Source organism: Micromonospora sp. NPDC049679 (genome assembly GCF_040659735.1).
In the GTDB taxonomy this organism is placed as follows: domain Bacteria; phylum Actinomycetota; class Actinomycetes; order Mycobacteriales; family Micromonosporaceae; genus Micromonospora_I.
Map to the genome: position 1 here is coordinate 1 of NZ_JBFANZ010000053.1, position 25,652 is coordinate 25,652.

Consider the following 25,652-nt stretch of genomic DNA (forward strand, 5'->3'; position numbering starts at 1 on the left):
ACGCGGTGGAGAAGGTCAAGGAGTACGGCGAGCCGGTCCGCCTGGAGCCGATGTCCGCGTTCGAGCGCAAGTGCGTGCACGATGTGATCAACGCGAGCCCGCGCCAGGACGGGCGGGAAGCCGCTCGTCGCGGACGTACCCGGTGGGGTCGTCCGGCTGGAGCCGGTCGCCGTGGGGCGCACCACCGTCGTGGTGGAGGTCTTCGTCACCGAGGCGGAGCTGACCGCCGGGGCCGGCGGGCACTGGTTTCTCCTGGCCGGCATCGCGATCGGTCTGGTCGTGGCGACGGTGGTCGTCGTGGACCGGCTGGCCGCGAGCACGGTCGCGTCGGCGCGCGGGCTGGTCGCGGCGGCCATGGCGGTGGGCGACGGTGACCTGGACGAACGGATCCAGCCGAGCGGGCCGCGCGAGCTCGCCGAGGCGGGCTACGCGTTCAACCGGATGGCCGACCGGCTGGTGACCTCCCGGACCGACGAGCGCGAACTCGTCGCCGATCTGTCGCACCGGCTCCGGACCCCGCTGACCGTGCTGCGCCTCGACGCCGACGCGCTCGACTCCGACGACACCAGCGTCGGCTCCTTCTCCGCCGCCGAGCTCGACCGACGCCGCACCATCCGCCGGATCCGGCAGGCGATCGTGACCCTCGAAGGCGAGATCGACGTCCTGATCACCACCACCCGCAAGACCGTGGCGCACGAGGCCGGACCCGGGATGTGCGACGTGAGCGAGGTCGTACGTGAGCGGATGGTCTTCTGGTCCGCCCTCGCCGGCGACCAGAACCGCTCCTACAAGGTGATCGGCGCACAGCTGCGCATCCCCGTGCCGGTGCAGCGCGCCGAACTCGCAGCCGCGCTCGACGCGGTCCTCGGCAACGTCTTCCGCTACACGCCGCAGGGGACCGCGTTCGAGGTGGCGGTGTCCCGACGGGACGGCTACGTCGCGGTCCGGGTCGACGACGCCGGGCCGGGCATCGCCAATCCCGACCGCGCGTTGCGCCGCGGCGCGAGCGACCAGGGCTCGACCGGGCTGGGACTGGACATCGCGAAACGGGTCGCGCTGCAGGCCAACGGTTCGGTGAGCATCGACCGGGCCCGGCTCGGCGGCGCCAGTGTGGTGATGCTGCTGGCGGACGCCGACGCGAAGCCCCGTCAGGTCAGCCGGTTCGGACTCGTCGGGCGGCTGGCCCGGGAGCGCGAGTCGGGGCAGCGGCGTTGGCCGCGACAGCGCTCCTCCGACTGACCGCTCGACGGACCTCCTGGTCGGCCGGTCCGGTGTGGACCGTCGACGGCCGACCCTCAGGTTTTCCTTAGGTCTCGGTTAACGGCATTCCCCGATCCCGATGCCCGGTGGCAACATTGGCGGCGATCCCATCCTGCTCCCCGGACCAACGCCCGCAGCTCAACCCAACCCGGTCCGCGAGCACCGCGCGCGGCGGGGCCGGTCCCCTCATCAACCTGCCCCGCCGCGCGCCCACCTCTGAGGCAGGTTGTCGTGGCGGCGCCGGGACCCGACTCCGCGCACGGGAGCGGCCGGGACAACGCGAGCCGCGACGTCGCGCGACGCTGGCGGTTCATGTCGGACGACAGCGGCGCGGTGACTCTGCCGACGCGGCGCGTGCTCCGGTGGGCCGCCGTGATCGGCGCGTTCATCCTCACTGTCCTGCTCTGCTGGCAGGACCCCGGCTACGCCCACGACGGCCTGCGGGTGACGATCCACCAGGACGGGCGGGGCTCGGTCTGGGTCGACGTCGCGTGGCAGGACGGGCACCCCGTGACCGGGCCGATCGGCGCGACGTTCAGCGCCCGCGAGTTCGGGGGGACGACGGTCGCGGCGACCGACATGCACCCGGTGCCGACCAAGGGCTCGATGGCGTACGCCGGGACGCTGCCGGCCGGCAACTGGACGGTCAGCGTCGACGTGACCGCGCCCGGTCGCGGCTCGTGCGCCGCGGTGCTCGCCGTCGGGCCGGCGGCGCCGCCGGAATCCGTCTCCTGCGACGCGGGTCCGGCGCCCGCCGTTCTCGGCGCGGGCGGCACGGAGCGGACGCGGGACCGGTGGCTGATGGTCACCGCCGCCGCGGTCGGGCTGGTCGTAGCGGCCGGTGTCGCGGCGACGCTGGTGCGGCGACGCCGCCGCACCCTGGCCTGACCGGGTGTGCCGGCAGCGCGCCGCCTGATCCCCGGCCGCCCCGTCGATCAAGGACTTACGGGTCGATCAAGGACGTATTAACACGGATGAAGGTCAAAGCATGCGAATACGCCCTTGATCGACGTCGAGACGGGCGTCGTCCCGGCGGGTCAGCGGGCGGCGTAGGCGTCGATCTCGGCGATGCGGCGGGCCTTGTCGGCGGCGGGCAGGAACGACGCGGTGACGGCGTTGCGGGCGAGGGCGGCCAGCCCGTCCGCGCCGCGGCCGAGGAGCCGGGCAGCCACCGCGTACTCGTCGTTGAGCGTGGTGCCGAACATCGGCGGGTCGTCGCTGTTGATGGTGACCAGCAGGCCGGCGTCGACCATCTGCCGCAGTGGGTGCTCGTCGATCGTCCGGACCGCGCGGGTACGCACATTGGAGGTCGGGCAGACCTCCATGCCGATCTGCCGCTCCGCGAGGTGCGCCATGAGCGCCGGGTCCTGGACGCAGGAGATGCCGTGACCGATCCGCTCCGCGCCGAGCTCACGCAAGGCGTCCCAGATCGTCGCCGCGCCGGTGGTCTCGCCCGCGTGCGGCACCGACCGCAGCCCGGCCGCGCGCGCCTTGTCGAAGTACGGCTTGAACTGCGGGCGCGGCACCCCGACCTCCGGGCCGCCCAGGCCGAAGCTGATCAGGCCGTCGGGCCGTTCGTCGAGCGCGATCCGCAGCGTCTCCTCCGCCGCCGGCAGCCCCGCCTCACCCGGGATGTCGAAGCACCAGCGCAGCACGATGCCGAGCTCGGCCTCGGCCCGTACGCGCGCGTCCTCGATCGCCTCGCAGAACGCGGGCGCCGCGATCCCCCGCCGCACGTGCGAATAGGGGGTGATGGTCAGCTCGGCGTAGCGGACCTGCTGACGGGCGAGTTCGCGGGCCACCTCGTACGTGAGGATCCGGACATCCTCCTCGTCGCGGATGAGGTCCACGACGCTCAGGTAGATCTCGATGAAGTGGCCGAAGTCCCGGAACTCGAAGTACTCGGCGAGCGCGGCCGGATCGGCGGGGACGGGCGTCCGTCCCTCATGCCGGGCGGCCAGCTCGGCCACGATGCGCGGCGAGGCCGAGCCCACGTGGTGCACGTGCAGCTCCACCTTGGGCAGTCCGGCGATGAAGGACGTCAGATCGGTCACGCTGCTCCTCAGGGACGGGCGCCCGTACGGGCGACTCAGGGACGGGCGCCCGTGCGGGCGACAAAGAAGATCCGGCGGAACGGGAAGTAGACGAGGCTATCGCGGACCGGGTACGCCTCGGCGAGGCGTCCGGCCAGCTCAGCACGGAACGCCGACCAGCTCTCCTCGTCGTCGGCGAGCGCGGCGCGGACCGGCCGCAGGGCCGTCCCCTCCATCCAGGTCAGGACCGGGGGGTCCGCCCCCGGGCGCACGGGGAGCAGGTGGAGGTAGCCGGTCTCCCACGCGTCGACCGCGCAGCCGGCCGAGATCAGCAGGTCGGCGTAGCCGGCGGCGTCGCGGACCGGCGCGTCCCGCAGCAGCGGCGCGAGCTGGCCGGCCCAGCGCGGCTCGCGGGCCAGTGCCCGCAGCGTCCGGTGCGACGCCGCGTCGAAGTTCCCCGGCACCTGCACCGCGAGCCGGGCGCCCCCGGGGAGCTGCCCGGCCCAGCGCGTCAGCAGCTCCTCGTGCCCGGCCACCCACTGCAGGGCCGCGTTGGAGACCACCACGTCATCCTCCGGCCCCGGGACCCATTCGCGCAGGTCGGCGACCGCGAAGGCGACCGGGGATTCGAGGGCGAGCGCCTTGGAGATCATCTCCGGCGAGGAGTCGAGGCCGGTCACCGCCGCGCCGGGCCACCGCGCCGCCAGCGCGACCGTCAGGTTGCCGGGGCCGCAGCCCAGGTCGACCACGGCGCGCGGCCGCTCGTCCGGCAGCCGCCCGGTCAGGTCGAAGAACGGCCGCGACCGCTCGTCGCCGTACCGCTGATACGCCGTCGGATCCCACATCTCCGCCTCCAAACCGTACGTACGTCTTGTTAAGACTATGGCCGCTACGCGACCACCGCAAGCAGGGGCGTTAGGCTCGCGGCGTGGAGACCCGGAACTTTCCGCGCCTGGGGCGCGATGTCGGCGTGATCGGACTCGGCGCCTGGCAGCTCGGCGCCGACTGGGGCGCGGTCAGCGAGGACGACGCGTTGGCGACGCTCACCGCCGCGGTGGACGCCGGGGTGACGTTCCTGGACACCGCCGACGTCTACGGCGACGGACGCAGCGAGCAGGTGATCGGCCGGTTCCTCCGCGAACGGGCCACGGGTGAGCGCGTCACGGTCGCCACCAAGATGGGCCGACGGGTGCCACAGGAGCCCGCCTCCTACACACTGGACAACTTCCGCGCCTGGACCGACCGCTCCCGCGCCAACCTCGGCGTCGAGACCCTCGACCTGGTCCAACTGCACTGTCCACCCACGCAGGTGCTGCACACCGACGCCGTCTACGACGCCCTCGACACCCTCGTCGAGGAGAAGCGGACCGCCGCGTACGGGGTGAGCGTCGAGACCACCGACGAAGCCCTCGCCGCGATCGCCCGACCCCATGTGGCCAGCGTGCAGATCATCCTCAACGCGCTGCGGCACAAGCCGCTGGAGCGGGTGCTGCCCGCGGCGGCCGCCGCCGGGGTCGGCATCATCGCGCGCGTTCCGCTCGCCAGCGGCCTCCTCACCGGCCGGTACGACGAGAACACCCGCTTCGCCGCCGACGACCACCGCAGCTACAACCGCGACGGTCAGGCGTTCGACGTCGGCGAGACCTTCTCCGGAGTGGACTTCGCCGTCGGTCTGCAGGCCGTGCGACGCCTGCTGCCCCTGGTGCCGCCGGACGCGACGATGGCGCAGTTCGCGCTCCGCTGGGTCCTCGACCAGCCCGCGGTCACCGTCGTGATCCCCGGTGCCCGCAATCCCGAGCAGGCCAGGGCCAACGTGGCCGCCGCCGCGCTGGCTCCGCTCTCCGCCGAGGCCAGCGCGACGATCACCACGGTGTACGACGAACTGATCCGCCCGCAGGTGCACGACCGCTGGTAGCCGCGACCGTCGAAGGAGGCGTGTGATGAAGGGCTGGCTCCCCCTGGCGCTCGGGCTACTGGCCGTCGTGGTCGGCGCGCTCTGGACGCTGCAGGGCCTGGGTTACGTGAACGGCAGCGTGATGAGCGGCGAGACACTGTGGGCGTTGATCGGCCCGATCGTGTCACTCGCCGGACTCGTCGTGCTGTGGCTCGGACTGCGGGCCCGGCGGCGTACGCCCCCGGCGTAACCGGCCGCCGCACGCTCCGCCGGCGACGCCCCCCACCCTGGACGGCGCCTACGCTGGGCGGCCGCGCCATCGGGGACCGCCGCGCCATCGGGGACGGCGGCGCCACGAAGGCGGTGTCCGCGACACGACGCGGGCCCACACGCGTTGCGGTGGGCCCGGAACAGCGACGAGCCCCGCACACAGGATGCGGGGCTCGGTGCTGACCTCGGACGGTCGATGCTCGGCCGGCACGCGGCCGGCCTTCACTGGATCAGATGGGGCGGACCTGCTCAGCCTGCGGGCCCTTCTGGCCCTGAGCGATCTCGAACTCCACCCGCTGGTTCTCCTCCAGCGAACGGTAGCCGCTGGACTGGATGGCCGAGAAGTGGACGAACACGTCAGCACCCCCGCCGTCGACGGTGATGAAGCCGAAGCCCTTGTCTGCGTTGAACCACTTCACGGTTCCCTGCGCCATGTGTATCTCCTTCTAAAACTGGCGGCCGAGCACGCCGTGCGGCCGATTGGCCGTTTTCGAGCAGCGGCGCCTGAGTGGCCCCCACGAAGGAGACTTCTCAACCCACGCCATCTCGCAACAGCGTGGTACAGCAAACCACGTACGCAAAAACTTCCACTAGTCTATCCGACGAAATTCTCCGTCATGTGACCCGAGAATCCGTTCAGGCGTGTCATCCCGTCCGTCCAGAGCGAGCGCGACGAGCGCGCCGAGGACACAGAGCACGGCCGTCGCGGTGAAGATCTCGGCGTACTCCGTACGCAGCGCGGCCCGCACCGCATCGGCGTACGCGGCCAGCTGACGCTGGTATTCCGCGCGCGGCACCCCGAACGGCAGTGGCGTCGCGAGATCGGCCGTGAGCTGCTGGAACCGGTGCAGCCCCCAGGCGGTCAGCGCGGCCACCCCGACGAGCATCCCCATCATCCGGGCCACCACGACGGCGGCGGAGGCGATGCCGTGCTGGGACGCGGGGGTCGCGCGCAGCACCGCGGACGACAGTGGCGCGACCACGAGCCCCAGCCCGGCGCCGGCCAGCACCAGGTCGGTGTCCACCCGGGGCAGACTCACCGGTCCCAGGCCGTGACGCGCGGCGAGCAGGTCGGCGGGCCAGCCCGCGATCAGCAGGTAGGCGCCCGCCGCCAGCAGCAGGCCGGCGACGGTGACCCACCGCTCCCCCACGCGCCGGGCCAGCACCCCGCCGACCACCGCGCCGACCGGCAGCGCCGCCAGGAAACGGGTCAGCAGCAGCGCCGCGTCGGTCGCGTCGCGGCCGAGCACGGTCTGCGCGAGCAGTTGCACGTCGACCAGGGTCACCATGAGGGCGGCACCGGCGAGCACGCTGGCGCCGAGCGCGGCGAGGAAGGGGCGCATCCGCACCCCGGCCGGATCGAGCAGGCGGGTGCGGGCCCGAGCCTCCCAGAACACGAAGCCGGCCAGCAGTGCCACCCCGGCGGCGACGGTGAGCGGCCCCCAGGACGGCAGGACCGCGCGCTGGGGATCGGGGTTGTAGAGACCGACCACGAGTAGTGCCAGGGCTCCCGCCAGCAGCGCGCCACCGACCACGTCGACGCGCGGCGGCGGATCTCCCCGCTCGCGGCCACCGGGCACCGACCGGTGGACCACGGCGGCGGCGAGCACGGCCAACGGAATATTGACCCAGAAGACGCCGCGCCAGCCGACCACGGCGGCGAGCGCCGCGCCGTAGAGCGGCCCGAGGACGCTGCCGAGCTCCTGAGCCGCACCGACCAGCCCGAGCGCGACCGGCCGGCGCTGCGCCGCGACCACATCGGAGACCAGTGCCATCGTCACCGGAAGCAGCGCGCCACCGGCGAGCCCCTGCAGGGCCCGACCGGCGACCATCGTCGGCAGCGTCCCGGCGAGAGCGGCCAGCGCCGAGCCGGCGGCGAACCCGGCGAGGCAGGCGAGGATCACCCCGCGTCGCCCGTACCGGTCGGAGAGCCGGCCCAGCAGCGGCATGCCGGCGATGTAGCCGAGCAGGTAGCCGGTGACGATCGGGGTGGCCCGCTCCAGCCGGTTGAGCGGGACCTGCAGGTCCCGCAGGATGTCGACGAGCAGGGTGACGACGACGTACGCGTCGAGGGCGGCGAGGAGCACCGCGAGGCCCGCCGCGCCGATCGCGAACCGTCGACCGCCCCGTCCGGACGCGGCCGCCCGGGCGGAGGGCTGGCCGCTCGGTCCGTCAGACCGGGGCACTGATGGTGGCCGGCTCGCCGAAGCCCGAGAACGAGACGGTGATGGTGCCGGTGCGGTTGCGCACCGGCAGCTCGATACGGTGCAGCAACGGCCGCTCGACACCGATCCAGAGGCTTCCGGTGATCTTCTCGTTGAGTCCGGGTACGAGCGTGGTCAACGCCTTGGTGTCGAAGGTGGCCTTGACCTTGTAGGTCTCCACGCCGTCGACCGGCTCGCGGGCCTCGGTCCTGCCGTCCTGCGCGGTGGCGATCACGTGGGCGACTCCGCGATCGGGGCTGAGCAGCGCCGACGGGTCGTAGACGGTCGCGGCCGCCGCCAGCGGCACCTTCTGCCAGCCCCCGGTCAGGCCCTTGACGTACAGCGTGTCGCCTTTGACCACAAAGGTCAGTTCCACCGGGTTGCCACCCTGCGCGAGCTGGGCCGTCCCCTCGGCGTCACCGGCCCGGGTGATCACACCCTTGGCGCCGGTGATGCCCAGCATCTCCCCCGCGCCGCTGGTCGCGATCTCGAAACGGGCGATCTGCACGGAGCGCATCTCGGTGGCGGACGCGGAGAGAAGATCGGCGGCGGGGGGAAGACCGCCCTGGTTCTGACCCGCGCCGGCACCCGGCCGGTCACCACGGGTGCAGCCGGTCAGTGCGGTCAGCGACAGGGTCAGGAGGACCGCGGTGAGCGCGGCGAGTCGACGCATGCAGGGATGCTACCCATGCGCGGAAGGACCATTCGCCGCCGTCGACCGGGCGAATGGTCCTTCCGCGGAACCGTTGTCAGTCGGGCCAGCGGCCGGTCAACCGGCGTACCCCGGTCGCCCCGGCCCGGTCCACCGCCGCGCGCACGACCGAGAAGATCGCCCCCTGCAGCGCGGCGGCGGCGAGGATCTCGCCCCAGCCGCGCTCCTCGTCGGTCGCGCCGGGGGCCTCGTCCTCACCGGCCGCCACCTTCCACACCTGCCGGAACATCGCCCCGGCGAGCGCTCCGGCCGCGATGCCGAGCACCAGCCCGACCGGCTTGTACGCCACCTTGCTGACCCGCTTGCTCACCGACGCCTCCCTCGCATGACCATCAGCACGACCGCGATCGCGGCGACCCCGACGGCAACCGCCGACCAGGGCACCACGTTGCGCCGGGCCTTCTCCCCCGCCTCGTGCACCGTATCGAGGACGACGTCTTTCGTGTGCGACGCCTGATCCCGGACCCGCTGCGTGGTCCGGTCGGCGGACTCCTTCATCCGCGCCTTGACGTCGGCCTTCGCGGCCAACGCCTGGACCGTCTGGCCCAACTCGGCGCGGGTACGCTCGATCTCGGCGCGCAGGAGCTCAATATCCCCGTGGCCGTCGCCCGGTGTCATGCCCGCCCCCTGGATTTCACCGCGTGGCTCACCGCGTGCACGTCCGCGCGGACGCCGTCGGCCGCCGCGGTCGGCACCGGGGGCACCGCCTGCTTGACCTGCTTCTTACCGGCCAGCGCGAGCAGCCCGGCAACCGCGAAGAGCGCGACGGCGACGATCAACGCCGCCAGCCATGCCGGCATCGCCAGGGCCAGCAGCAGCACGACCGCGGCGATCAGCGTGCCGAGCCCGTACAGCGCGAGGACCCCGCCCCCACCAAACAGGCCGACGCCGACACCGGCGTGCTTGCCCTTTTCCGTCAGTTCCATCCGGGCGAGCGTCAGCTCGTCGCGGACCAGCCGCGACATCTGTTCGCTGGCGTGCTGCACCAGCTCCGCCGTGGACTGCTGTGTCGCCGGCCGGTTCAGGACGTCGGCCATGGTGTCCTCCTTTCCGATACACGGGGTGTATGCCCCCCTTGCACCGCCGGCAATCCTGAACGGGCGGATCAGCCGAGTACCACGACGCTGCGCAGCACCTCACCTCGCTGCATCCGGCCGAACGCGAGCTCGACGTCGTCGATCCCGATGGTCTCGGTGACGAACCGGTCCAGCGGCAGCCGTCCCTGCCGGTAGAGCGAGATCAGGGCGGGGAAGTCCCGCGACGGCAGGCAGTCGCCGTACCAGGAGGGTTTGATCGCGCCGCCCCGGCTGAAGACGTCGAGCAGCGGCAGCGCCAGCGGCATGTCCGGGCTCGGCACGCCCACCAGCACCAGCGTGCCGGCGTAGTCGCGGGCGTAGAACGCCTGCATGAAGACCTCGGGGCGGCCGACCGCGTCGATCGTGACGTTGGCGCCGTGGCCCCCGGTGAGCGACCGGACACCGTCGATCGGATCCAGCTCGCGCGAGTTGATCGTGTGCGTGGCGCCGAACTCCCGCGCCCAGCGCAGTTTCCGGTGGTCCACGTCGATCCCGATGACGGTGGTCGCACCCGCGAGGATGGCGCCGGCGATCGCGGCGTCACCGACTCCACCGCACCCGAAGACCGCGACCGAGTCACCCGGGCCGACTCGGCCGGTGTTCACCGCCGCGCCGATGCCGGCCATCACCCCGCAACCGAGCAGCCCGGCGGCGGTGGCGGGCGCGTGCGGGTCGACCTTCGTGCACTGGCCCGCCGCGACGACGGTCTTCGACGCGAACGCGCCGATGCCGAGCGCCGGGGCGAGCGTGGTCCCGTCGGCCAGGGTCATCGGCTGCCGCGCGTTGTGGGTGCCGAAGCAGTACCAGGGCCGACCGCGGCGGCACGACCGGCAGTGCCCGCACACCGCCCGCCAGTTGAGGATCACGAAGTCACCCCGCCCCACCTCGACGACCCCGGCCCCGACCTCCTCGACCACGCCCGCCGCCTCGTGCCCCAGCAGGTACGGGTAGTCGTCGCCGATGGCCCCTTCGCGGTAGTGCAGATCCGTGTGGCACACCCCGCACGCCTGGACGGTGACGAGCACCTCCCCCGGCCCGGGGTCCGGCACGATGATCGTCTCCACGGTCGCGGGCTCGCCCTTTGCGCGGGCGACGACCGCGCGGACCTCATTCGGCATCGCGGCACCCCTCCTGACTGGCGGGAACGCCCGATCCCGTGGATCGCTCAATCCCGCGGGGATCACAGAGTTCCGTCGTACCAGAGGTGGGCGCGCGCTCACCGGGAAACGGTCGCCTAGCGTACGGCGTCGACCGGCTCCTCGGGCCCGACGAACGCGTCGCTGCGGGCGTCGCCGTCGTCGCTGCCGCCGAAGAGCCGGGCGTCGTCGGGCACCTCCTGCTGCGCGCGGGAGGGCACGGAACGCGCCGGGCGGCGCGGCTTCGTCCACTGCCAGTCGAGGTTGCTCGCGGCGTCGCCGAGCTCCGCGCGGACCCGCGGCATCGCGCTCGGCCCCTGCTCGCGGATCCAGTTGACCATGTGCTCGCGGACCAGGCAGCGCAGGTCCCACAGGCTCCCCGCGTCGGGGGCGCTGACCAGCGCCCGCAACCGGACCATCCCGCCGACGGCGTCGGTGACCTGCAGGACACACACCCGTCCGTCCCACAGCTCGTTCCCTTCGACCAGGCGACGCAACTCCTCGCGCATGGTCTGCACCGGCACCGACCAGTCGACGTCGAACTCGGCGGTGCCGAGCACGGCGGCCCGGGTACGGGTCCAGTTCTGGAACGGCTTGGTGGTGAAGTACGAGGTGGGCAGGATCAGCCGCCGGTCGTCCCAGATGTGCACCACCACGTAGCTGAGGGTCAACTCCTCGATCCGGCCCCACTCCCCCTCGACCACGACCACGTCGTCGAGGCGGACCGCGTCGCTGAACGCCAGTTGCAGGCCGGCGATGACGTTGCCGAGCACGCTCTGCGCGGCGAGTGCCGCGACCACGCCGATCACTCCCGCGGAGGCGAGCACGCTGGCGCCGACGCCGCGCACGCTGGGGAAGGTCATCAGCATGACGCCGATGGTGATCACGACCGTGACCGCGACGGTCAGCCGGCGCAGCAGGACGATCTGGGTGTGGATGCGGCGCGCCTGGCGGTTGTCCGGCACGTCGGTGCGCAACCGGGTGAGGGCGGTGTCCTCGGTGACCAGCAGCAGCGAGGCGATCAGCCAGGCGGTGGAGGCGATGACGGCGAGGACGAGGACGTGGAGCACGCTGCGCAGCCACGGCTCGCCGGCGGCGTGCCGGGTGGTGAATCGGATCGCGAACTGCACGAGAAGAACGGTGGCCGCGACCTGGAAGGGCCGGTGCGTATGTTCGGACAGCTCGGTGAGGAGGACGGCGCGTTTACCGAGCCGACGGACGACCCGGTGCACCACCTCCACCGCGACCAGTGCGATCGCCGCCGCGGCGAGCGAGGCGGCGATCACGGTCAGGACTGTCTGCACGGGCTGCTCCCTCCGGAGAACGGGTCACGGGCAAAAACCGCTAGTATGCCCACTCCAGCCCGAATTAATCCCCGCTCGCTCTGCCCACAAACGTTCGCCGCACCCGGCGATGGTCAGGGGACCCGGCACTAGACCTTGCGGTATTTGGCCTGCACAAGGCAGAACGCCGCGAATGCCCCGATCCCCAGCGCCATCAGCGTGAGCAGGATCGCACCGTAGGACTGCTCGCGCAGCGTGTGCAGCGCGGCGTCCAGGCCGCGCGCCTTGTCCGGGTCGTACGTGATGGCGGCGCCGATCACGAGCAGCCCGGCGATGGCGTACGCGATGCCCTTGGCGCTGTATCCGGCCACCCCGAGGCGCCGGGACAGCCGCCGGGTGCCCGGGCTCATCCGTCCGGTCTCCAGGTGCTTCTCGAAACGCTTGACCACGCCGTAGACGACCAACCCGACACCGAGCCCCGCGAGACCCAGCCCGATCAGGCCGACCAGCCAGCGGCCCCCCGGCGAGCTCATCAACTGCTCGGTGAGGGCCTGCTGCTTGTCGGCGCTGCTGGAGCTCGCGTTGCTGAAGACCTTGTAGGCGGTCCAGGCGAAGTAGAGGTAGACGACGCACCGGCCGACGGAGGCGACGCGCTCGAGCGCACGCTCCCGACCCCGGTCGGCCCGATGGCCGATCGCCGCCTCGAACGCCTGCCAGATCGCCAGCGCCACCAGCCCGACGGCGACGGCGGCCACCAGGAATTTGCCGAGCGGCTGCTGGGCCAGCGTCCGCAGCGCCCCCGACTGGTCCCCCTCGTCGGCGGGCTTGCCGAAGGCGATCTGCAGGGCCAGCCAGGCGAAGAGCAGGTGGACGAGCCCGTAGCCGACGAAGCCGCCCCGGGCGAGGAGTTCCAGCGAGCGGCTGCGTGCCACGCGGGACGCGGTTCCGTGTGCATCAAGGCTCAACGACATGGTCGGCTCATTGACCGATCCGCATTGTTTTCAAACGTGACCCGGGGAGGGTCACGTCAGTTGCGGGCCACCCGGACCACGACCTGGCTGTCGGTCGCGCTCTGCAGCGACACCGCGAGACCCCCGACCTCGGTCGCCTGCTCGCCGACGGTCAGCGACAACCGCTCGCCGGCGACCTCGACGGTGACCCGGTCACCGTCGGCGCCGACCAGCTTCGCCTCGACGCCGAGGATGTTCGCGCTCGCCTCGACGCCGCGGTCGAAGGTGATCGTGCAGGCGTCCAGGCCACAATCGGTCGATGCGCCCTCCGAGCTGCATCCGGCGAGCACGGCGGCGGTGAGGGTGAGACCCGCGGCGAGGCCGACGACGCGGCGGACGAGGGTCGGGCGGTGGGAGCGGAAGCTGCTGATCACCGGACCGAGAGTACGCGATCCGTGCCACCGGCCCCGCACGTCGGCGCGACGTTTCCCGGCGCGGCGGCGACCGCGGTATTACGCTGGAATCCGCCTGAAAGGGGGTCCGGCCGGTGAGTGTCCTGGTCGAAGACAATCCCGCGCGACGACGTTTCGAGATCCTGGTCGATGGCAGCCTGGCCGGCTTCGTCATCTACGAACTGCGTCAGGATGCCGTCGTGTTCATCCACACGGAGGTCGATGCGGCCCGCCAGGGCCAGGGCATCGGCAGCAACCTGGCCCAGGCGGCGCTCGAGCAGGTGCGCGAACGGGGCGAGCGGGTGGTCGCGCGCTGCCCGTTCATCGCGACGTACATCGAGCGCCACCCGCACTACGCGGACCTGCTGGAAACCGCCTGACGGCGGAGATGTCGCCGATCGCCACCTGGGCGGGTCGGGCACGCCGCGCCCTCCGTTGATCCACGATGGGCGGTGGCGGTTCGCCCGGGCGCAGCACCCGCGCCGGCCGACGGGTCGGACACAGCTTTCGGTGACCGCATCCGGCTCCGTGGCACTGTGCCCGGGCGGGGAGACGTGCGAGAGTGCCCGCATGCGGCAGAGCTTCTTCGCGGCCGGGGACATCCCCTGGGACGAGATCCCCGGCGTGAAACTGGTGGGCGCGGTCCTCGGCATCCTTCTGCTCGGCGCGGCGATCCGGTCGATGTTCGGCAAGGGCGGCCGTTAGCGGCGGAGCATGGTTCCACGACAATTGGGTACTCCCCGCCCGAAGCACCACACATCGGCGCGAGGAGGATCGGATGCGGATCGGCTACTTCCTGTCCAGCGAGGAGTTCACTCCGGCGCAGATGCTGGAGCAGGCGCGCGCCGCCGAGCAGGCCGGCTTCCAGGGCCTCTGGATCTCCGACCACTTCCACCCGTGGACCGACGCGCAGGGGCAGAGTTCCTTCGTCTGGTCGATGATCGGCGCGCTGAGCCAGATTTCCCGTCTGCCCGTGACCACCGCCGTGACCTGCCCGACGATGCGGATCCATCCGGCGATCATCGCGCAGGCGGCGGCCACCGCCGCCCTGCTGCACGAGGGGCGCTTCGTGCTCGGCGTCGGCAGCGGTGAGGCGCTCAACGAACACATTTACGGCGACGCGTGGCCATCGGCGAAGGTGCGGCTGAAGATGCTGGAAGAGGCGGTCGAGCTGATCCGCGAACTCTGGAAGGGCGACTTCGTCTACCACGACGGAGAGCACTACACGCTGGAGAACGCCCGCATCTACACCCTGCCCGACACGCCCCCGCCGATCTACGTCTCCGGCTTCGGGCCCCGGTCCGTCGATCTGGCCGCCCGCATCGGTGACGGCTACATCAGCACGCTGCCCGACCGTGACCTGGTGCGCCGGTTCCGCGCCGGCGGCGGTCGCAACAAGCCCTGCCAGGCCGGGTTCAAGGCCGCCTTCGCCGACAGCGAGGAGGAGGGCATGCGGATCGCGTACGAGCGGTGGCCGAACGGGGCCATCCCCGGCGAACTCTCCCAGGTGCTCCCCTCCCCCCGCCATTTCGAGCAGGCCAGTCAGCTGGTCAAGCCCGAGATGATGAAGGACGTCTTCGTCTGCGGGAACGACCCGGAAGCGCACCTCAAAATGATCGAGAGCTACAAGCAGGCCGGCTTCGATGAGCTGTACGTGTCGAACATCGGCCCCCATCACGAAGGACTGATGGCGCTGTACGCCAAACACGTCCTGCCCAACGTCCGCTGACGGACGTCACCGCTGGGCCGTTGCGCCGTTGCGCCGTCGGCCGTCGCACTGTGGACCGTCACGCTGTGGGCCGTCGCGCCGGTCGGTCGTGAACGCCGTTTGGCTCCGCCGGGGCCGGGGTAACCACGGATCCCGATGAAGCTCCCCTTGCACACACCCCGGCTACGCCGCTCGGCCCGGCAGAACTTCGGATGGAGTTCCCTGCGCCCCGGCCAACTCGCCCCCATGCGCGCGGTGATGCGCCGCCGCGACGCGCTGGTCGTACTCCCGACCGGCGCCGGCAAATCCGCGGTCTACCAGGTGCCGGCGACCCTGCTCCCCGGCCCGACCGTGGTGATCTCGCCGCTGCTCGCCCTGCAACAGGACCAGATCGCGGCGCTCAACGACCGCGACCATCCCGACCTGCGGGCCGTGCGGGTCAGCTCGGCGGAGACCCCCAACCAGCAGGCCGCCGCACTGCTCGACATCAAGGAGGGTCGCGCGCGGTTCCTGTTCATCACCCCCGAGCAGCTCAGCGCCCCCGACCGGTTGGCCGAGGTGCGCGCGCTGCGCCCGGCGCTCGTCGCGGTCGACGAGGCGCACTGCATCTCGGCGTGGGGGCACGACTTCCGCCCGGACTATCTGGCGCTCGGTCACCTGATCCGGGGCATCGGACGGCCGCCGATCGTGGCGCTGACCGCCACCGCCTCCCCGCCGGTGCGGGACGACATCATCGAACGGCTCGGCCTCGACAACCCCGAGATCATGGTCTCCGGGCTCGACCGCTCCAACCTCTTCCTGGAGGTCGCGCACTGCGCGACCGAGGACTACCGGTGGCGGCGGCTGATCGCGCTGCTCGAGGAGGACGAGCGCCCCGGCATCATCTACGTCGCGACCCGGCGCGCCGCCGAGGAACTCGCCGAGCGGCTCACCGCCGCCGGCTTCGCCGCGCAGTTCTACCACGGTGGGATGGCGGGCGGCGCCCGCGAGGAGCTGCACGAACAGTTCCTCGCGGACCAGGTCCCGATCATGGTGGCCACGTCCGCGTTCGGCATGGGTATCGACAAGCCCAACATCCGCTGGGTGGCGCACATGGCGCTGCCCGACTCACCGGACAGCTATCTCCAGGAGATCGGGCGGGCCGGCCGCGACGGTGAGCCGGCCCGGGCACTGCTGCTGTGGCGGGCCGAGGACGTGGGGTTGCAGCGCTACTTCAACGGCGGCACCCCGGATCTCGCGGAGCTGCGCGAACTGGCGGCGCTGGTCGCCACCGGGCCGACCACCAAGAGCGCGCTGCGCGAACGGACCGGGCTCGGCGCGCGCAAGCTGGGCCAGCTCCTCGCCCTCCTGGAGCAGGTCGGCGCCGTCACGATGCGGGCCAACAGCAAGCTGAGCCGACCCCGTTACGCCCCGACCCCCGCTGACGCGGCGGAGGCGGCGGTGGCCGAGGCCGAGCGGCAACAGGCGGTGCAACACTCCCGTACGGACATGATGCGGGCTTTCGCGGAGACGCGCGGCTGCCGCGGGCAGACCCTGCTCGCCTACTTCGGCGAGCACATGTCGAAGGTCTGCGGGCACTGCGACAGCTGCCATGCCGGCAACAGCACCGTCGACGACGGTGCGAGCGGCCCCTTCCCGGTGCACAGCACCGTGCGGCACGCCGAATGGGGCGCGGGGCTGGTGCTCAGCTACGAAGGGGACCGGATGACGGTCCTCTTCGACGACGTGGGATACAAGACCTTGTCCGTGCCGGTGGTCAGCGAGCAGGGCCTGCTGGCGGCCGAAGCCAGTTGACCTACCCTGTGCGGGTTGTGTCGTCGAGAGGGGCGTTACCGTGACGAATCACCCAATGTCGAGCCAGCCGTTCTCCGCCGAACCGGTGGCGGAACGACCGGCCTTCACCGACCTCGGATTCACCGATGACGAGTGGGGCCTGCTGGTGGGGCTGCCGCAGGCGGTGCTGACCGCGGCCAGCGCCGCCGAATCCGACGGCGGCCGCCGGACCAGGGCGGAGAACGCCGCCGGGCTGGAGGCGATCGCGGCCGGCCGCGAGGCGAGCAGTCCTCTGGTGAGCGCGGTCGCCCAGGAGCTGGTGTCGCGGGTCGGCGATCCGGAGGTGGGCGAGGAACTGCCGGTGATCGAGCCGGATGATCCGAAGGCGATGATCTCGGATGTCCTCGGGCGGGCCCGCACCGCGTCCATCCTGCTCGGCAACCGGGTCGACGAGGGTGAGGCCGGCGCGTACAAGCACTGGCTGATCGGCATCGCCGAGCAGGTGGTCACCGCGGCGCCGAGCGGCGGGCTGCTGGGCCTGGGTGGCGACGTCGTCAGCGAATCCGAGCGCCGCTTCCGCGACGAACTGTCGCACGTCCTCAACGACTGAGCGAACCCCACGTGCAGGGCGGGCCGCGTCGCCATCGCTTTCGGCGTGGCGACGGGCCCTCCCTGCACGTCACGCCCGGATCAGTCGTCGGGGAAACAGCTTGAGCACCGCGCGCTCCGCGACCTCCTGCGGCGCGCCGTCCGGGACCTTCGCCACCACCCCGGCGTGGTAGAGGTCGACCACGCGGGGGTCCACATAGGATGTCCGGGCCACCGTCGGCGTGTTGCCGAGCAGCGCCGCGACCTCCCGCATGATCCCGGCCACCGTCCGCCGACGCTGCGCCGCGGCGCGCTGTGCTCCGATACGGGCAAGCAACGTCGCCGCCCGTACGGTCGCGTGCCAGGTCCGGAAGTCCTTGGCGGTCATCTCGCCGCCGCTCGCCTCCCGCAGGTAGAGGTTGACCTCGTCGCTGTGCACGTCATGCCACTGTCGCCCGTCCCAGTAGCCGAAGAGCCGCTCCATCCGGCGCCGACGCGCCCGCAGATCGCGCAGCACCCCGCACACGTCGGCGTCCTCGACCCGCCGCGCCTGCGGGATGCCGCCCTTGGCCGGAAACTCCAGCAGCACGCATCCGCCGCGCGAGCGGGCATGCTCGGGGCGCAGGGTGGCCACGCCGAACGTCGGGTCTTCACCGGCGGCGTACTGGTCGCTGCCCACCCGGAACATGCCCATGTCCAGCAGTCGCGCCACCGTCGCGAGCACCCGCCCCTGGGTGAGCCCGCGACCGCGCAGGTCGCGCGCGACGCGCTCACGCAGCGCCGGCAACCGGGTGGCCACCTCCAGCACGTGATCGAACTTCGCCTCATCGCGCTTCACCCGCCACGCCGGGTGATAGAGGTACTGCTTGCGTCCGGCGGCATCGATGCCGGTGGCCTGGATGTGACCGGAACGCTCGGGACAGATCCAGACCTCCCGCCAGGCCGGCGGGATCACCAGGGCGCGGATCCGGGCCAGCTCGTCCGGGTCCGTGATCGGCCGCCCGTCGCAATCGAGGAAGCTCACCCCGCGTCCGCGCCGCCGGCGTCGGTAGCCGGGTCGGGTCAGCTCACTGCGGCGTAACCGCACCGGACACCTCAACCTCCGCCGCCGCGGCAAGCACCGCATCGACGTCGATCGCGGCCAGTGCCGGATGTGTCCCGAAATAGCACCTCATGTGGCTGAGAATCTCATACCAGAGCACGCGGTGCCGGCGGCGCTCCCGCGGCGGCCCCCACCGGGCCGGTGAGGTCGGCCCGAAGAGCAGCACCGACGGCGTGCCGTAGGCGGTGGCGAGATGACCGATCCCGGTGTCCGCGCTGACCAGCAGCCGCGCCCCGGCCACCAGCGCGGCCAGCTCGGCGAGGCCGGTGCGGCCGGCGAGCACCGCCGTCGGCGGGAGCCCGGCCAGCGCGGCGACCTGTCCGGCGAGGTCGCGCTCCGCCGCCGCCCCGGTGACGACCACCCGGTGCCCACCGGAGGTGAGCTCCCGGGCGACCGCCGCGAAGCGCGAGGCGGGCCAACGCCGCCGCGCCTCCTTGCCACCCGGGTGCACCACGGTCAGCCCGACCAACGCCTCGTCCCGCTCGGGCCGCCGCAGCGCGAGGTCGGCCGGGTCGGAACCGATCCCGTACCAGCGCAGCAGCCGGCACCAGCGCGCCACCTCGTGCTCCTCGTCCACCCACTGTGGACCCTCCAGGTGTCCCGCTTCGGCGCAGCGGAACGCGCACAGCCACGCCGGATGGGCGGCGCGCAGCAGGCCGTGCGACCGCGGTCCCCGGCCGTGCAGGTTCACCGCCCAGTACGGCGGCGGCACCGGCCAGTCGTACGGGTCAAGTCCGGCGACCGGGACGAGCTGGTCGATCCCGCCGATCAGCTCGACCAGGGGCGCCAGCCAGCGCGGCGCCGCGAGCGCCAGGGTCCGGTCCGGGAAGGCCCGGCGCAGCCCGCGCAGCGCCGGCACGGCCGTGGCCAGGTCGCCGATCCCCAGCGCGCGCAGCACCAGGATCACGGATAGGAGACCTCCCGGTCCGCGCAGACGACGAGTTCGCGGACGGCGCAGCCGGGCGGCTGGTACAGCGCGAAGAGCACCGCCGCCGCCACGTGCGCGGGATCGTTGAGCTCGGCGTCGGCACCCGGCCGGTAACGCTCCTCCCGCTCGTCGAAGAACGCGGTGCGCATGCCCCCGGGGATCAGCAGCGTCACGCCGACCGAGCCGGCGAGCTCGGCGGCGAGCGCCCGGGTGAAGCCGACCACGCCGAACTTCGCCGCGCAGTACGCCGTCGCGTCGCTCACCGCCTTCACGCCGAGCGTGGAGGCGATCGTCACCACCGAGCCGTGCGAGCGTTCCAGATAGGGCAGCGCAGCCCGGATGACGGCAACAGTGGCGAACAGGTCCACGGTCACGGTCCGCTCCCACACCTCCGCCGGCACGTCGCCGAGGCGTCCCGGCACATCCACACCGGCGGCGGTGACCACGCCGTCGAGCCCGCCGGCCTCCTCGGCGAGCCGCCGGGTCGCCGCCTCCGCCGCCCGCGTGTCCGCCAGGTCGCAGGCCTGCCAGGGCACCCCGTCGGAGGGGGCCTGGCGGTCCAGCACGTACGGTCGGCCCCCGGACTTGGCGACCCCGGCGACGACCGCGGCGCCGAGCCCGCTCGACCCGCCCGTGACGAGAACCGCGGGCCCGGTCGTCGCGGCGGTCATCGTTCCTCCTTCGCGCCCCGGCCCCGTCCGGCGCGCGCCGCGGCGATCATGCCGGTGGTCGAGTGACCGTCCAGGTACGGCACGATCGCGGTCTGCCCGCCCCAGCGTCGGACCAGCGCCGCCTCGGGCAGATCCGCCTCGCCGCCCCCGCCGCCCGCATAGTCCCCGCCCTTGACCCAGATGTCCGGGCGCAGCCAGGAAAGGACCGCGTGCGGGGTCGACTCGTCGAAGACCACCACCGCGTCGACACAGCCCAGCGCGGCCAGCAGCCGACTCCGGTCGCTCTCCGACACCACCGGGCGCTCCGGTCCCTTGAGCCCGGCCACACTGGTGTCGGAGTTGAGGCAGACGATCAGACAGTCGCCGAGCCGGCGCGCGGCCTGCAGCGCGGCCACGTGACCGGCGTGCAGCAGATCGAAGCAGCCGCCGGTCGCGACCACCGTGCCGCCCCGCGCCCGCACCGCGGCCACCACCGCACCGGCCGCGTGCGCGCCGATGCGCTCGTGGTCGTCCTGCCCGCCACCGGGCGACCGGGGCCATCTCGTCCCGGCCGGGTCGGCCAGCGGCCCGGTCGCCGGCACCGCCGCGGCGGCAACCGGACCGGGCGCGAAGGACGCGCGGGCGCGACCCGCGGCGACAGGACCGGCGACAACCGCAGTGGCAACCCGGCCGGTCGCCACCGGCGAGCCCGGCAACGCCGCCGCCACTCCCCCGGCCGCCACGTACGCGGTCGCCTGCTCCACCGCCTCCTGCACCGCCTCCGAGACCACCGCCCCCTCCGCCAGCGCGGCGGCCGCGACCGCGGCGAACCGGTCCCCGGCACCGCAGGTGTCCCCCTGCGCGCTCGCCGTGGTCGCCACGACCAGCGGCGTCGAGCCGGCATGACAGAGCAGCGCGCCCTCGCCGCCCATCGTCACCGCGACCGCCCCCGCCTGCCAACGCTGCCGCAACTCCTGCGCTCCGCGGGACGCGGCGGAGAGCCGGGACACCCCGGAGATCTCCCCGGTGAGCTGGCGTACCTCCGTCTCGTTCGGAGTGGCGAGGCGTACCCCCGGCACCGCCGCGGGGCCGCGCGGATGTGGATCCCAGACGATCGGCGCGGTGGCCGCGGCCAGGGCCGAGCGCAGCGCCGGATGCCGCGCGACGCCGCGGCCGTAGTCGCTGACCACGATCGCCGCCGCCTCGGCGAGAACGTCGAGCACCGCCTCCGACGGCTCACCCGGCGCGGCCGGCGGGCCGCCTCGGTCCAACCGCAGCAGCACCTGCCCCCGCGTGCGGAGTCGGATCTTCTCCGGCGTGACGCCCGTCAACGGCAGCGCGTACACCTGCACGCCGGCGGCGGTGAGCATCTCGCTCAGCCGGGCCCCGCCGGCATCGTCGACGAGGGCGGTGACCAGGTGGACCTCGAAGCCCTGACCCGCGGCGAGCAGCGCGGCCAACCCGGCCCCGCCGGGTCGGTCGGCGCTGCACCGCTCGTCGAGCACCGGCGCCGGGGCGTCCGGACAGACCCGCTGCACCGCGCCGTCGACGTCGCGGTCGAGCAGCGTGTCGCCGACGACCACCAGCCGCCCCGTCACGCGCCGGCCCCGGTGCTGGTCGACCTGCCCCCGGTGGGTCTACCCCCGGTCGGTCCGCCGGTCGCCCCGTCCAATGCGAGGGGCGGGCCGGTGACCCCACCCGTCCTGGATCCGTTGTAGACGGAGGGGGGAATCACGGTCGCGGTGCGCTGCGGCTGCGGACCCGTGAAACCCAACACCGCGGGCAGGGTCCGGTCGACGTACTCGCAGAGCACGTGCGCGGAGACCAGATGCAGCTCCTGCACCAGCTGTCCGTCGCCGGACGGTACGGCGAGCACCTCGGCACAGGCGTCGGCGAGCGGATTCGGCGCCGGGCCGGTGCACGCCCAGCAGCGCATTCCGACCTCCCACCCGGCGCGGGCGGCGGCGACCAGATTGGCGCTGTGCCCGCTGGTCGACAGCAACAGCAGGATGTCGTCGCGACGGCCGTGCGCGCGCACCTGCCGGGCGAAGACCTCCTCGTAGCCGAAGTCGTTGGAGATCGCGGTGAGCGAGGAGGTCTCCGCGCAGAGCGCGATGGCGGAGAGCGGCGTCCGGTCCTCGCGCAGCTTCCCGACGAGCTCGGCGGCGAGATGCTGCGCCTCCGCAGCGCTGCCGCCGTTGCCGGCGATGAGCAGGCGCCCACCGTGTCCGAGGGTCCACGCCAGCTCGCTCCCCCACCGCCCGAGCTTGCCGGCCGCCTGCCGGTAGGGCAGCAGCACCGCGGCCAGGCCCGCCAGGTGCGCGTCCAGCACCTCCAGGGAGTCCGGCATCAGGCCACCACCTCGGTCGGGTGCCGCACCTGACTGACCGCGACGTACACCGCGCCGAGCTGCGCCGCGGCCCGCTTCCACGTGTAGCACTGGCGAGCCCGGTCGAGCGCGGCCGTGGCGTACGCGAAGCGGCGGACCCGGTCGCCCAGCAACCGGCGCAGCGCGATGCCCAGCGCGCGCGGGTCGCGGGGCGCCACCAGATCGCCGGTGAGCCCATCGACGACGGTGTCGTTCAGCCCGCCCACCCCGGTGCCGACCACCGGTACGCCGCAGGCCATTGCCTCCAGCGGGGTGAGCCCGAACGGCTCGTACCAGGGCGCCGCCGCGAGCACGTCGGCGGAGCGGTACCAGCGGGGCATCTCCTCGCGCGGCACCGCGCCCACCAGGTGCACCCGATTGGCGACCTGGCACTGCTCAGCCAGCGCCCGCAGCCACCGCGCCTGTGGATCGTCGGCGAGTCGGCCGGGGGGCGGGCCGCCCACCACCACGCACTCCGCGTCCGGTACCAGCCGCATCGCGCTGATCACGTCCTGGAAGCCCTTCCGCGCCACCAGCCGGCCGACGGAGAGGATCCGGGGCCGGTCCGGGTCGCGCTCGACGGCGGGACCTTCCGGCGTGAATGCGGCGTCGTTGACCCCCGAGGGAACGACCACCAGTCGCGCCCGCGGCACCCCCAGATCGAGCAGCTCGCGCACCTCGTCCTGGGACTGCGCGACCACCCGGTCCACGGCGCGACCCAGCGCCCGCTCATAGCCGATGCGCCGCGGTGGGCTGGTGTCCATGGCACCCTGGTGGCGGCGCTTCACCGTGCCGAGCGCGTGGTACGTCTGCACGACGGGCACGTCGGTCTGCCGCGCGGCGGCGATCGCGGCGAGTCCGCTCATCCAGAAATGCGCGTGCGCCACCGCCGGCGCCCAGTCGCCGCGACGCCACTGCCCGGCCAGCCACTCGCCGAAATCCCTCATGTACGGCAGCAGCTCGTCCTTCGGGATCGGCTCGGCCGGCCCGGCCGGCACGTGCACCACGGTCACGCCGTCGCGCAGCCGCACCGTCTCCGGCAGGTCGACGGCGTCGCGCCGGGTGTAGACCCGTACGTCGTGCCCGTCCTCCGCCAGCGCGGCGGAGAGCTCCGCGACGTGCGTGTTCTGCCCACCGGCGTCCTCGCCACCGAGTGCCGCGAGCGGGCTGGCATGCTCCGAGATCATCGCGATGCGCATAGCTCCTCCTCCAGCAGCCGGTCCCAGTCCGCGAGGAACCGGTCCAGGCCGTAGCGGGTACGGGCGACCGCGCGGGCCTGTTCCCCGAGCCGGTGGGCCGCGGTGGGCTCCTCGATGAGCCACCGGGCGGCGTCCACCAACGTGTCGACGCGGGTGGAGAGCACCCCCGCCTGCGGTGGCACGGCGGCGACGGCCTCGGTCGTGGCCAGCACGACGACCGGCATGCCGATCACCATCGCCTCGATCAGGCTCAGCCCGAGCGACGTCCACCGGCACAGGTGCAGGTAGACCCGCCGCCGGGCGACCTCCGCGTGCATCCGCGACTGCGGCACATCATCGTGGGGGGTGACGCGTTCGTGCGGCAGGCCGAGCAGGTCCGGCAGACCGGCGACCCCCATCCCGAAGACGTCCAGGGGAGCCACCTGCGCGAACCGCGGCATCAGATCGGTGCCGGTGACCCGCCCCCGCCGTACGGGCTCGTTGGTCACCACCGCCAGCCGCTCCAGCTCGCCGGTGTAGTCCGTGGTCGGCTCCACGACGCCGTGTTCGATCACGCCCGTGCGGGTCGCGCCGGTGTCCCAGAAGAGCTCGTTGAAGTGGGTGACATGCGCGATGAGCAGGTCGTCGCGATCGGCCAGCGGATGCCGGGAGTGCGGCACGTCGCCCTTGGGGGTGTTGTGCTCCACGAAGATGGCCGGGACATCCCGCCCGATCTGCCGGCGCAGCCAGCCCGACGCCAGCTCCAACTCCTCGGGGCGCTGCAGCACCACCAGGTCCACGTCCTCGTCGGCCAACTGCTCCGGCGTGACCTCCTCCGCCGCGTCCGGCCACGGATAGGTGCGGGCCCGGCCGAGACCGTACCGGCCGCGGTCGGGGGTGACCGGGACGAGGTAACGGTGCTTGCCGTGCACGAACGCGGTGGTCCACGACCCGTGCACGTGCCAGACGAGGATGTTCACGAGGCCGCCTGGCCGATCAACCGGACCGCCTCGACGACGCTCTGCGGCGCCACGTCGGACAGGCACGGGTGACCGGGCACGGGGCAGCTCGCGGCGCGGGTGTGCCGGCAGGGCGCGGCCGGGTCGCCGAGCCGCACCCAGGGCACCCGGTAGGGACCCCACTGTCCGAACGGGACCGTGGGCGCGAAGAGACTGACCACCGGGGTTCCGACCGCCGCCGCCAGGTGTGCGGGGCCGGTGTTGCCGACGACCAGCGCGCCGGCGCGGGCGATGACCGACGCCAGACCGGTCAGCGAGGTCACGCCCCCCAGATCCACCCCCGACCGCCCGGCGACGCGCGCGCTCAACTCCCGCTCACCCGGCCCACCGGTCACCACCACCCGGTGGCCGGCCGCCGCCAGCGCTTCGACGATCTCGCCGCAGCGGTTCGGTGGGCAGGCCCGTGACTCGACCGAGGATCCGGGGTGCACGACGATGTAACCGGGCTCGGCCACGGCGTCGTCGCTGGGCGGCAGATCGAGGCAATCGGCGCGCAGCAGCAGCACCGCGTCGTCATCGTCCGGCAGCGGAAAGCCGGCGGCCGCGGCGAGGGAGAGCGCCCGTTCCGGCTCGGGGATGCCCAGCGGAACGCGGTGCCGGACGTCGAGCAGGGAGCCCGGATAATCGTCGCTGATCGCGGCGATCCGCCCGATCCCCGCCATCCGCAGCACCAGCGCCAGCGGCAGCGGGGACTGGTGGAACGAGGTGAAGAGCACCGCCTCGTCCGCCCCCGTAGCAGCCAGCCGGGCGGTCAGCCGCTCCACCTGGTCCCGGTCGACCGGCGTCGGCTCCGGGTCGATCCACGGCAGCGGCCACTCGATCAGCTCATCGATCCCCGGCAGCAACTCGGCGGCGGCCCGGCCACGCGGTCCGCAGAGCATGATCACCCGATCGGCGCCCGCCGCGACCGCCCGGATCGCCGGCCCCGTCACGAGCACGTCGCCGGCCGAGTCGGGCCGGGCGACGAGAACGCGGCGCGGGCGCCCGACCCGGGCGCCGCTGTGGCAGCAGCGCCAACGCGCCGCGCAACTGCTCGACGTGGCACGCGAATACGCGGACTTCCCGATC

General features: G+C 73.0%; 29 protein-coding genes and 2 pseudogenes. 11 read left to right on the top strand and 20 right to left on the bottom strand.

Annotated features, from left to right (window positions below; all coding sequences use genetic code 11):
* The 3 genes and pseudogenes from AB0J06_RS24110 to AB0J06_RS24120 form a co-directional block, all read left to right on the top strand.
* Positions 1-95, top strand: a pseudogene (locus AB0J06_RS24110) (R3H domain-containing nucleic acid-binding protein); the annotation flags it as partial.
* Between the two features lie 61 nt (positions 96-156).
* Positions 157-1,239, top strand: coding sequence for a HAMP domain-containing sensor histidine kinase (locus AB0J06_RS24115; protein ID WP_357431612.1), 1,083 nt, complete (start codon positions 157-159; stop codon positions 1,237-1,239).
* A gap of 333 nt (positions 1,240-1,572) precedes the next feature.
* Positions 1,573-2,148, top strand: a complete 576-nt coding sequence (locus AB0J06_RS24120; protein WP_357431567.1) for a hypothetical protein — start codon at positions 1,573-1,575, stop codon at positions 2,146-2,148.
* A 149-nt stretch (positions 2,149-2,297) separates the two neighbouring features.
* Here AB0J06_RS24120 and AB0J06_RS24125 read toward each other — a convergent pair whose 3' ends face one another.
* Together AB0J06_RS24125 and AB0J06_RS24130 are read right to left on the bottom strand one after the other, a co-directional pair.
* Positions 2,298-3,314, bottom strand: coding sequence for an adenosine deaminase (locus AB0J06_RS24125; RefSeq protein ID WP_357431568.1), 1,017 nt, complete (start codon positions 3,312-3,314; stop codon positions 2,298-2,300).
* Between the two features lie 35 nt (positions 3,315-3,349).
* Positions 3,350-4,138 (bottom strand): trans-aconitate 2-methyltransferase, encoded by a 789-nt coding sequence (locus tag AB0J06_RS24130; protein WP_357431570.1) that lies wholly within the window; start codon positions 4,136-4,138, stop codon positions 3,350-3,352.
* 83 nt (positions 4,139-4,221) lie between these two features.
* On the opposite strand from AB0J06_RS24130, the gene AB0J06_RS24135 reads away from it, so the two are divergent.
* Together AB0J06_RS24135 and AB0J06_RS24140 are read left to right on the top strand one after the other, a co-directional pair.
* Positions 4,222-5,208, top strand: coding sequence for an aldo/keto reductase (locus tag AB0J06_RS24135; RefSeq protein WP_357431572.1), 987 nt, complete (start codon positions 4,222-4,224; stop codon positions 5,206-5,208).
* Between the two features lie 25 nt (positions 5,209-5,233).
* Entirely contained in the window at positions 5,234-5,437 is a 204-nt protein-coding gene (locus AB0J06_RS24140; protein WP_357431574.1) for a hypothetical protein, read from the top strand.
* Positions 5,438-5,687: 250 nt separating this feature from the next.
* On the opposite strand, the gene AB0J06_RS24145 is transcribed toward AB0J06_RS24140, so the two are convergent.
* The 10 genes from AB0J06_RS24145 to AB0J06_RS24190 all read right to left on the bottom strand — a co-directional run bounded on the left by AB0J06_RS24145 (position 5,688) and on the right by AB0J06_RS24190 (position 13,252).
* Positions 5,688-5,891 carry a cold-shock protein gene (locus AB0J06_RS24145; protein ID WP_088962828.1) on the bottom strand — a complete coding sequence of 68 codons (204 nt, stop codon included), beginning with the start codon at positions 5,889-5,891 and terminating at the stop codon, positions 5,688-5,690.
* Positions 5,892-6,047: 156 nt separating this feature from the next.
* The gene (locus tag AB0J06_RS24150; protein ID WP_357431576.1) at positions 6,048-7,643 is read right to left on the bottom strand and encodes an MFS transporter; all 1,596 of its coding nucleotides are present in this window, start codon (positions 7,641-7,643) and stop codon (positions 6,048-6,050) included.
* Positions 7,630-8,334, bottom strand: coding sequence for an LppX_LprAFG lipoprotein (locus AB0J06_RS24155; protein ID WP_357431578.1), 705 nt, complete (start codon positions 8,332-8,334; stop codon positions 7,630-7,632). Before AB0J06_RS24155 ends, AB0J06_RS24150 begins: the two co-directional genes overlap by 14 nt.
* Before the next feature lie 76 nt (positions 8,335-8,410).
* Positions 8,411-8,683, bottom strand: a complete 273-nt coding sequence (locus AB0J06_RS24160; protein ID WP_357431580.1) for a DUF4235 domain-containing protein — start codon at positions 8,681-8,683, stop codon at positions 8,411-8,413.
* Positions 8,680-8,991, bottom strand: a complete 312-nt coding sequence (locus AB0J06_RS24165) for a DUF3618 domain-containing protein (RefSeq protein WP_357431582.1) — start codon at positions 8,989-8,991, stop codon at positions 8,680-8,682. The genes AB0J06_RS24160 and AB0J06_RS24165 overlap by 4 nt, the downstream gene beginning before the upstream one ends.
* Positions 8,988-9,410 (bottom strand): phage holin family protein, encoded by a 423-nt coding sequence (locus AB0J06_RS24170; RefSeq protein ID WP_357431584.1) that lies wholly within the window; start codon positions 9,408-9,410, stop codon positions 8,988-8,990. The genes AB0J06_RS24165 and AB0J06_RS24170 overlap by 4 nt, the downstream gene beginning before the upstream one ends.
* Before the next feature lie 68 nt (positions 9,411-9,478).
* Positions 9,479-10,567 carry an S-(hydroxymethyl)mycothiol dehydrogenase gene (locus AB0J06_RS24175; protein WP_357431586.1) on the bottom strand — a complete coding sequence of 363 codons (1,089 nt, stop codon included), beginning with the start codon at positions 10,565-10,567 and terminating at the stop codon, positions 9,479-9,481.
* Between the two features lie 116 nt (positions 10,568-10,683).
* Complete coding sequence (locus AB0J06_RS24180) at positions 10,684-11,889, bottom strand: mechanosensitive ion channel family protein (RefSeq protein WP_357431588.1); 1,206 nt, start codon at positions 11,887-11,889, stop codon at positions 10,684-10,686.
* Between the two features lie 128 nt (positions 11,890-12,017).
* Complete coding sequence (locus tag AB0J06_RS24185; RefSeq protein WP_357431590.1) at positions 12,018-12,839, bottom strand: DUF1206 domain-containing protein; 822 nt, start codon at positions 12,837-12,839, stop codon at positions 12,018-12,020.
* 56 nt (positions 12,840-12,895) lie between these two features.
* Entirely contained in the window at positions 12,896-13,252 is a 357-nt protein-coding gene (locus AB0J06_RS24190; RefSeq protein ID WP_357431592.1) for a hypothetical protein, read from the bottom strand.
* Between the two features lie 113 nt (positions 13,253-13,365).
* Between AB0J06_RS24190 and AB0J06_RS24195 the strand changes: the two genes are divergently transcribed.
* From AB0J06_RS24195 to AB0J06_RS24215, 5 genes are all read left to right on the top strand, one after another.
* The gene (locus AB0J06_RS24195) at positions 13,366-13,650 is read left to right on the top strand and encodes a GNAT family N-acetyltransferase (protein ID WP_357431594.1); all 285 of its coding nucleotides are present in this window, start codon (positions 13,366-13,368) and stop codon (positions 13,648-13,650) included.
* Between the two features lie 190 nt (positions 13,651-13,840).
* Positions 13,841-13,975, top strand: coding sequence for a hypothetical protein (locus AB0J06_RS24200; protein WP_357431595.1), 135 nt, complete (start codon positions 13,841-13,843; stop codon positions 13,973-13,975).
* Between the two features lie 73 nt (positions 13,976-14,048).
* Positions 14,049-14,999, top strand: coding sequence for a TIGR03557 family F420-dependent LLM class oxidoreductase (locus tag AB0J06_RS24205; RefSeq protein WP_357431597.1), 951 nt, complete (start codon positions 14,049-14,051; stop codon positions 14,997-14,999).
* A 135-nt stretch (positions 15,000-15,134) separates the two neighbouring features.
* A complete protein-coding gene (locus AB0J06_RS24210) occupies positions 15,135-16,772 on the top strand; it encodes an ATP-dependent DNA helicase RecQ (RefSeq protein ID WP_357431599.1) in 1,638 nt (545 codons plus the stop codon).
* Positions 16,773-16,857: 85 nt separating this feature from the next.
* Positions 16,858-17,361 carry a hypothetical protein gene (locus AB0J06_RS24215; protein ID WP_357431614.1) on the top strand — a complete coding sequence of 168 codons (504 nt, stop codon included), beginning with the start codon at positions 16,858-16,860 and terminating at the stop codon, positions 17,359-17,361.
* 69 nt (positions 17,362-17,430) lie between these two features.
* Here AB0J06_RS24215 and AB0J06_RS24220 read toward each other — a convergent pair whose 3' ends face one another.
* From AB0J06_RS24220 to AB0J06_RS24255, 8 genes and pseudogenes are all read right to left on the bottom strand, one after another.
* The gene (locus AB0J06_RS24220; protein WP_357431601.1) at positions 17,431-18,426 is read right to left on the bottom strand and encodes a DNA topoisomerase IB; all 996 of its coding nucleotides are present in this window, start codon (positions 18,424-18,426) and stop codon (positions 17,431-17,433) included.
* Complete coding sequence (locus AB0J06_RS24225; RefSeq protein ID WP_357431603.1) at positions 18,407-19,348, bottom strand: glycosyltransferase family 9 protein; 942 nt, start codon at positions 19,346-19,348, stop codon at positions 18,407-18,409. Before AB0J06_RS24225 ends, AB0J06_RS24220 begins: the two co-directional genes overlap by 20 nt.
* The gene (locus AB0J06_RS24230; protein ID WP_357431605.1) at positions 19,345-20,040 is read right to left on the bottom strand and encodes an SDR family oxidoreductase; all 696 of its coding nucleotides are present in this window, start codon (positions 20,038-20,040) and stop codon (positions 19,345-19,347) included. The genes AB0J06_RS24225 and AB0J06_RS24230 overlap by 4 nt, the downstream gene beginning before the upstream one ends.
* Positions 20,037-21,617 carry a PfkB family carbohydrate kinase gene (locus tag AB0J06_RS24235; protein ID WP_357431606.1) on the bottom strand — a complete coding sequence of 527 codons (1,581 nt, stop codon included), beginning with the start codon at positions 21,615-21,617 and terminating at the stop codon, positions 20,037-20,039. The genes AB0J06_RS24230 and AB0J06_RS24235 overlap by 4 nt, the downstream gene beginning before the upstream one ends.
* Entirely contained in the window at positions 21,614-22,369 is a 756-nt protein-coding gene (locus AB0J06_RS24240; RefSeq protein WP_357431607.1) for an SIS domain-containing protein, read from the bottom strand. The genes AB0J06_RS24235 and AB0J06_RS24240 overlap by 4 nt, the downstream gene beginning before the upstream one ends.
* Positions 22,369-23,586 (bottom strand): glycosyltransferase, encoded by a 1,218-nt coding sequence (locus AB0J06_RS24245; RefSeq protein ID WP_357431609.1) that lies wholly within the window; start codon positions 23,584-23,586, stop codon positions 22,369-22,371. Before AB0J06_RS24245 ends, AB0J06_RS24240 begins: the two co-directional genes overlap by 1 nt.
* Positions 23,571-24,545: a glycosyltransferase gene (locus tag AB0J06_RS24250; protein ID WP_357431611.1), complete on the bottom strand. Its 975-nt coding sequence runs from the start codon at positions 24,543-24,545 to the stop codon at positions 23,571-23,573. The genes AB0J06_RS24245 and AB0J06_RS24250 overlap by 16 nt, the downstream gene beginning before the upstream one ends.
* Positions 24,542-25,555 (bottom strand): annotated as a pseudogene (locus tag AB0J06_RS24255) (glycosyltransferase family 9 protein); the annotation flags it as partial. The pseudogene AB0J06_RS24255 and the gene AB0J06_RS24250, both read right to left, overlap by 4 nt.
* Here AB0J06_RS24255 and AB0J06_RS24260 point away from each other — a divergent pair.
* The coding region (locus tag AB0J06_RS24260; protein ID WP_357431616.1) for a hypothetical protein at positions 25,464-25,652 on the top strand (189 nt) is incomplete at its 3' end. The pseudogene AB0J06_RS24255 and the gene AB0J06_RS24260 overlap by 92 nt on opposite strands.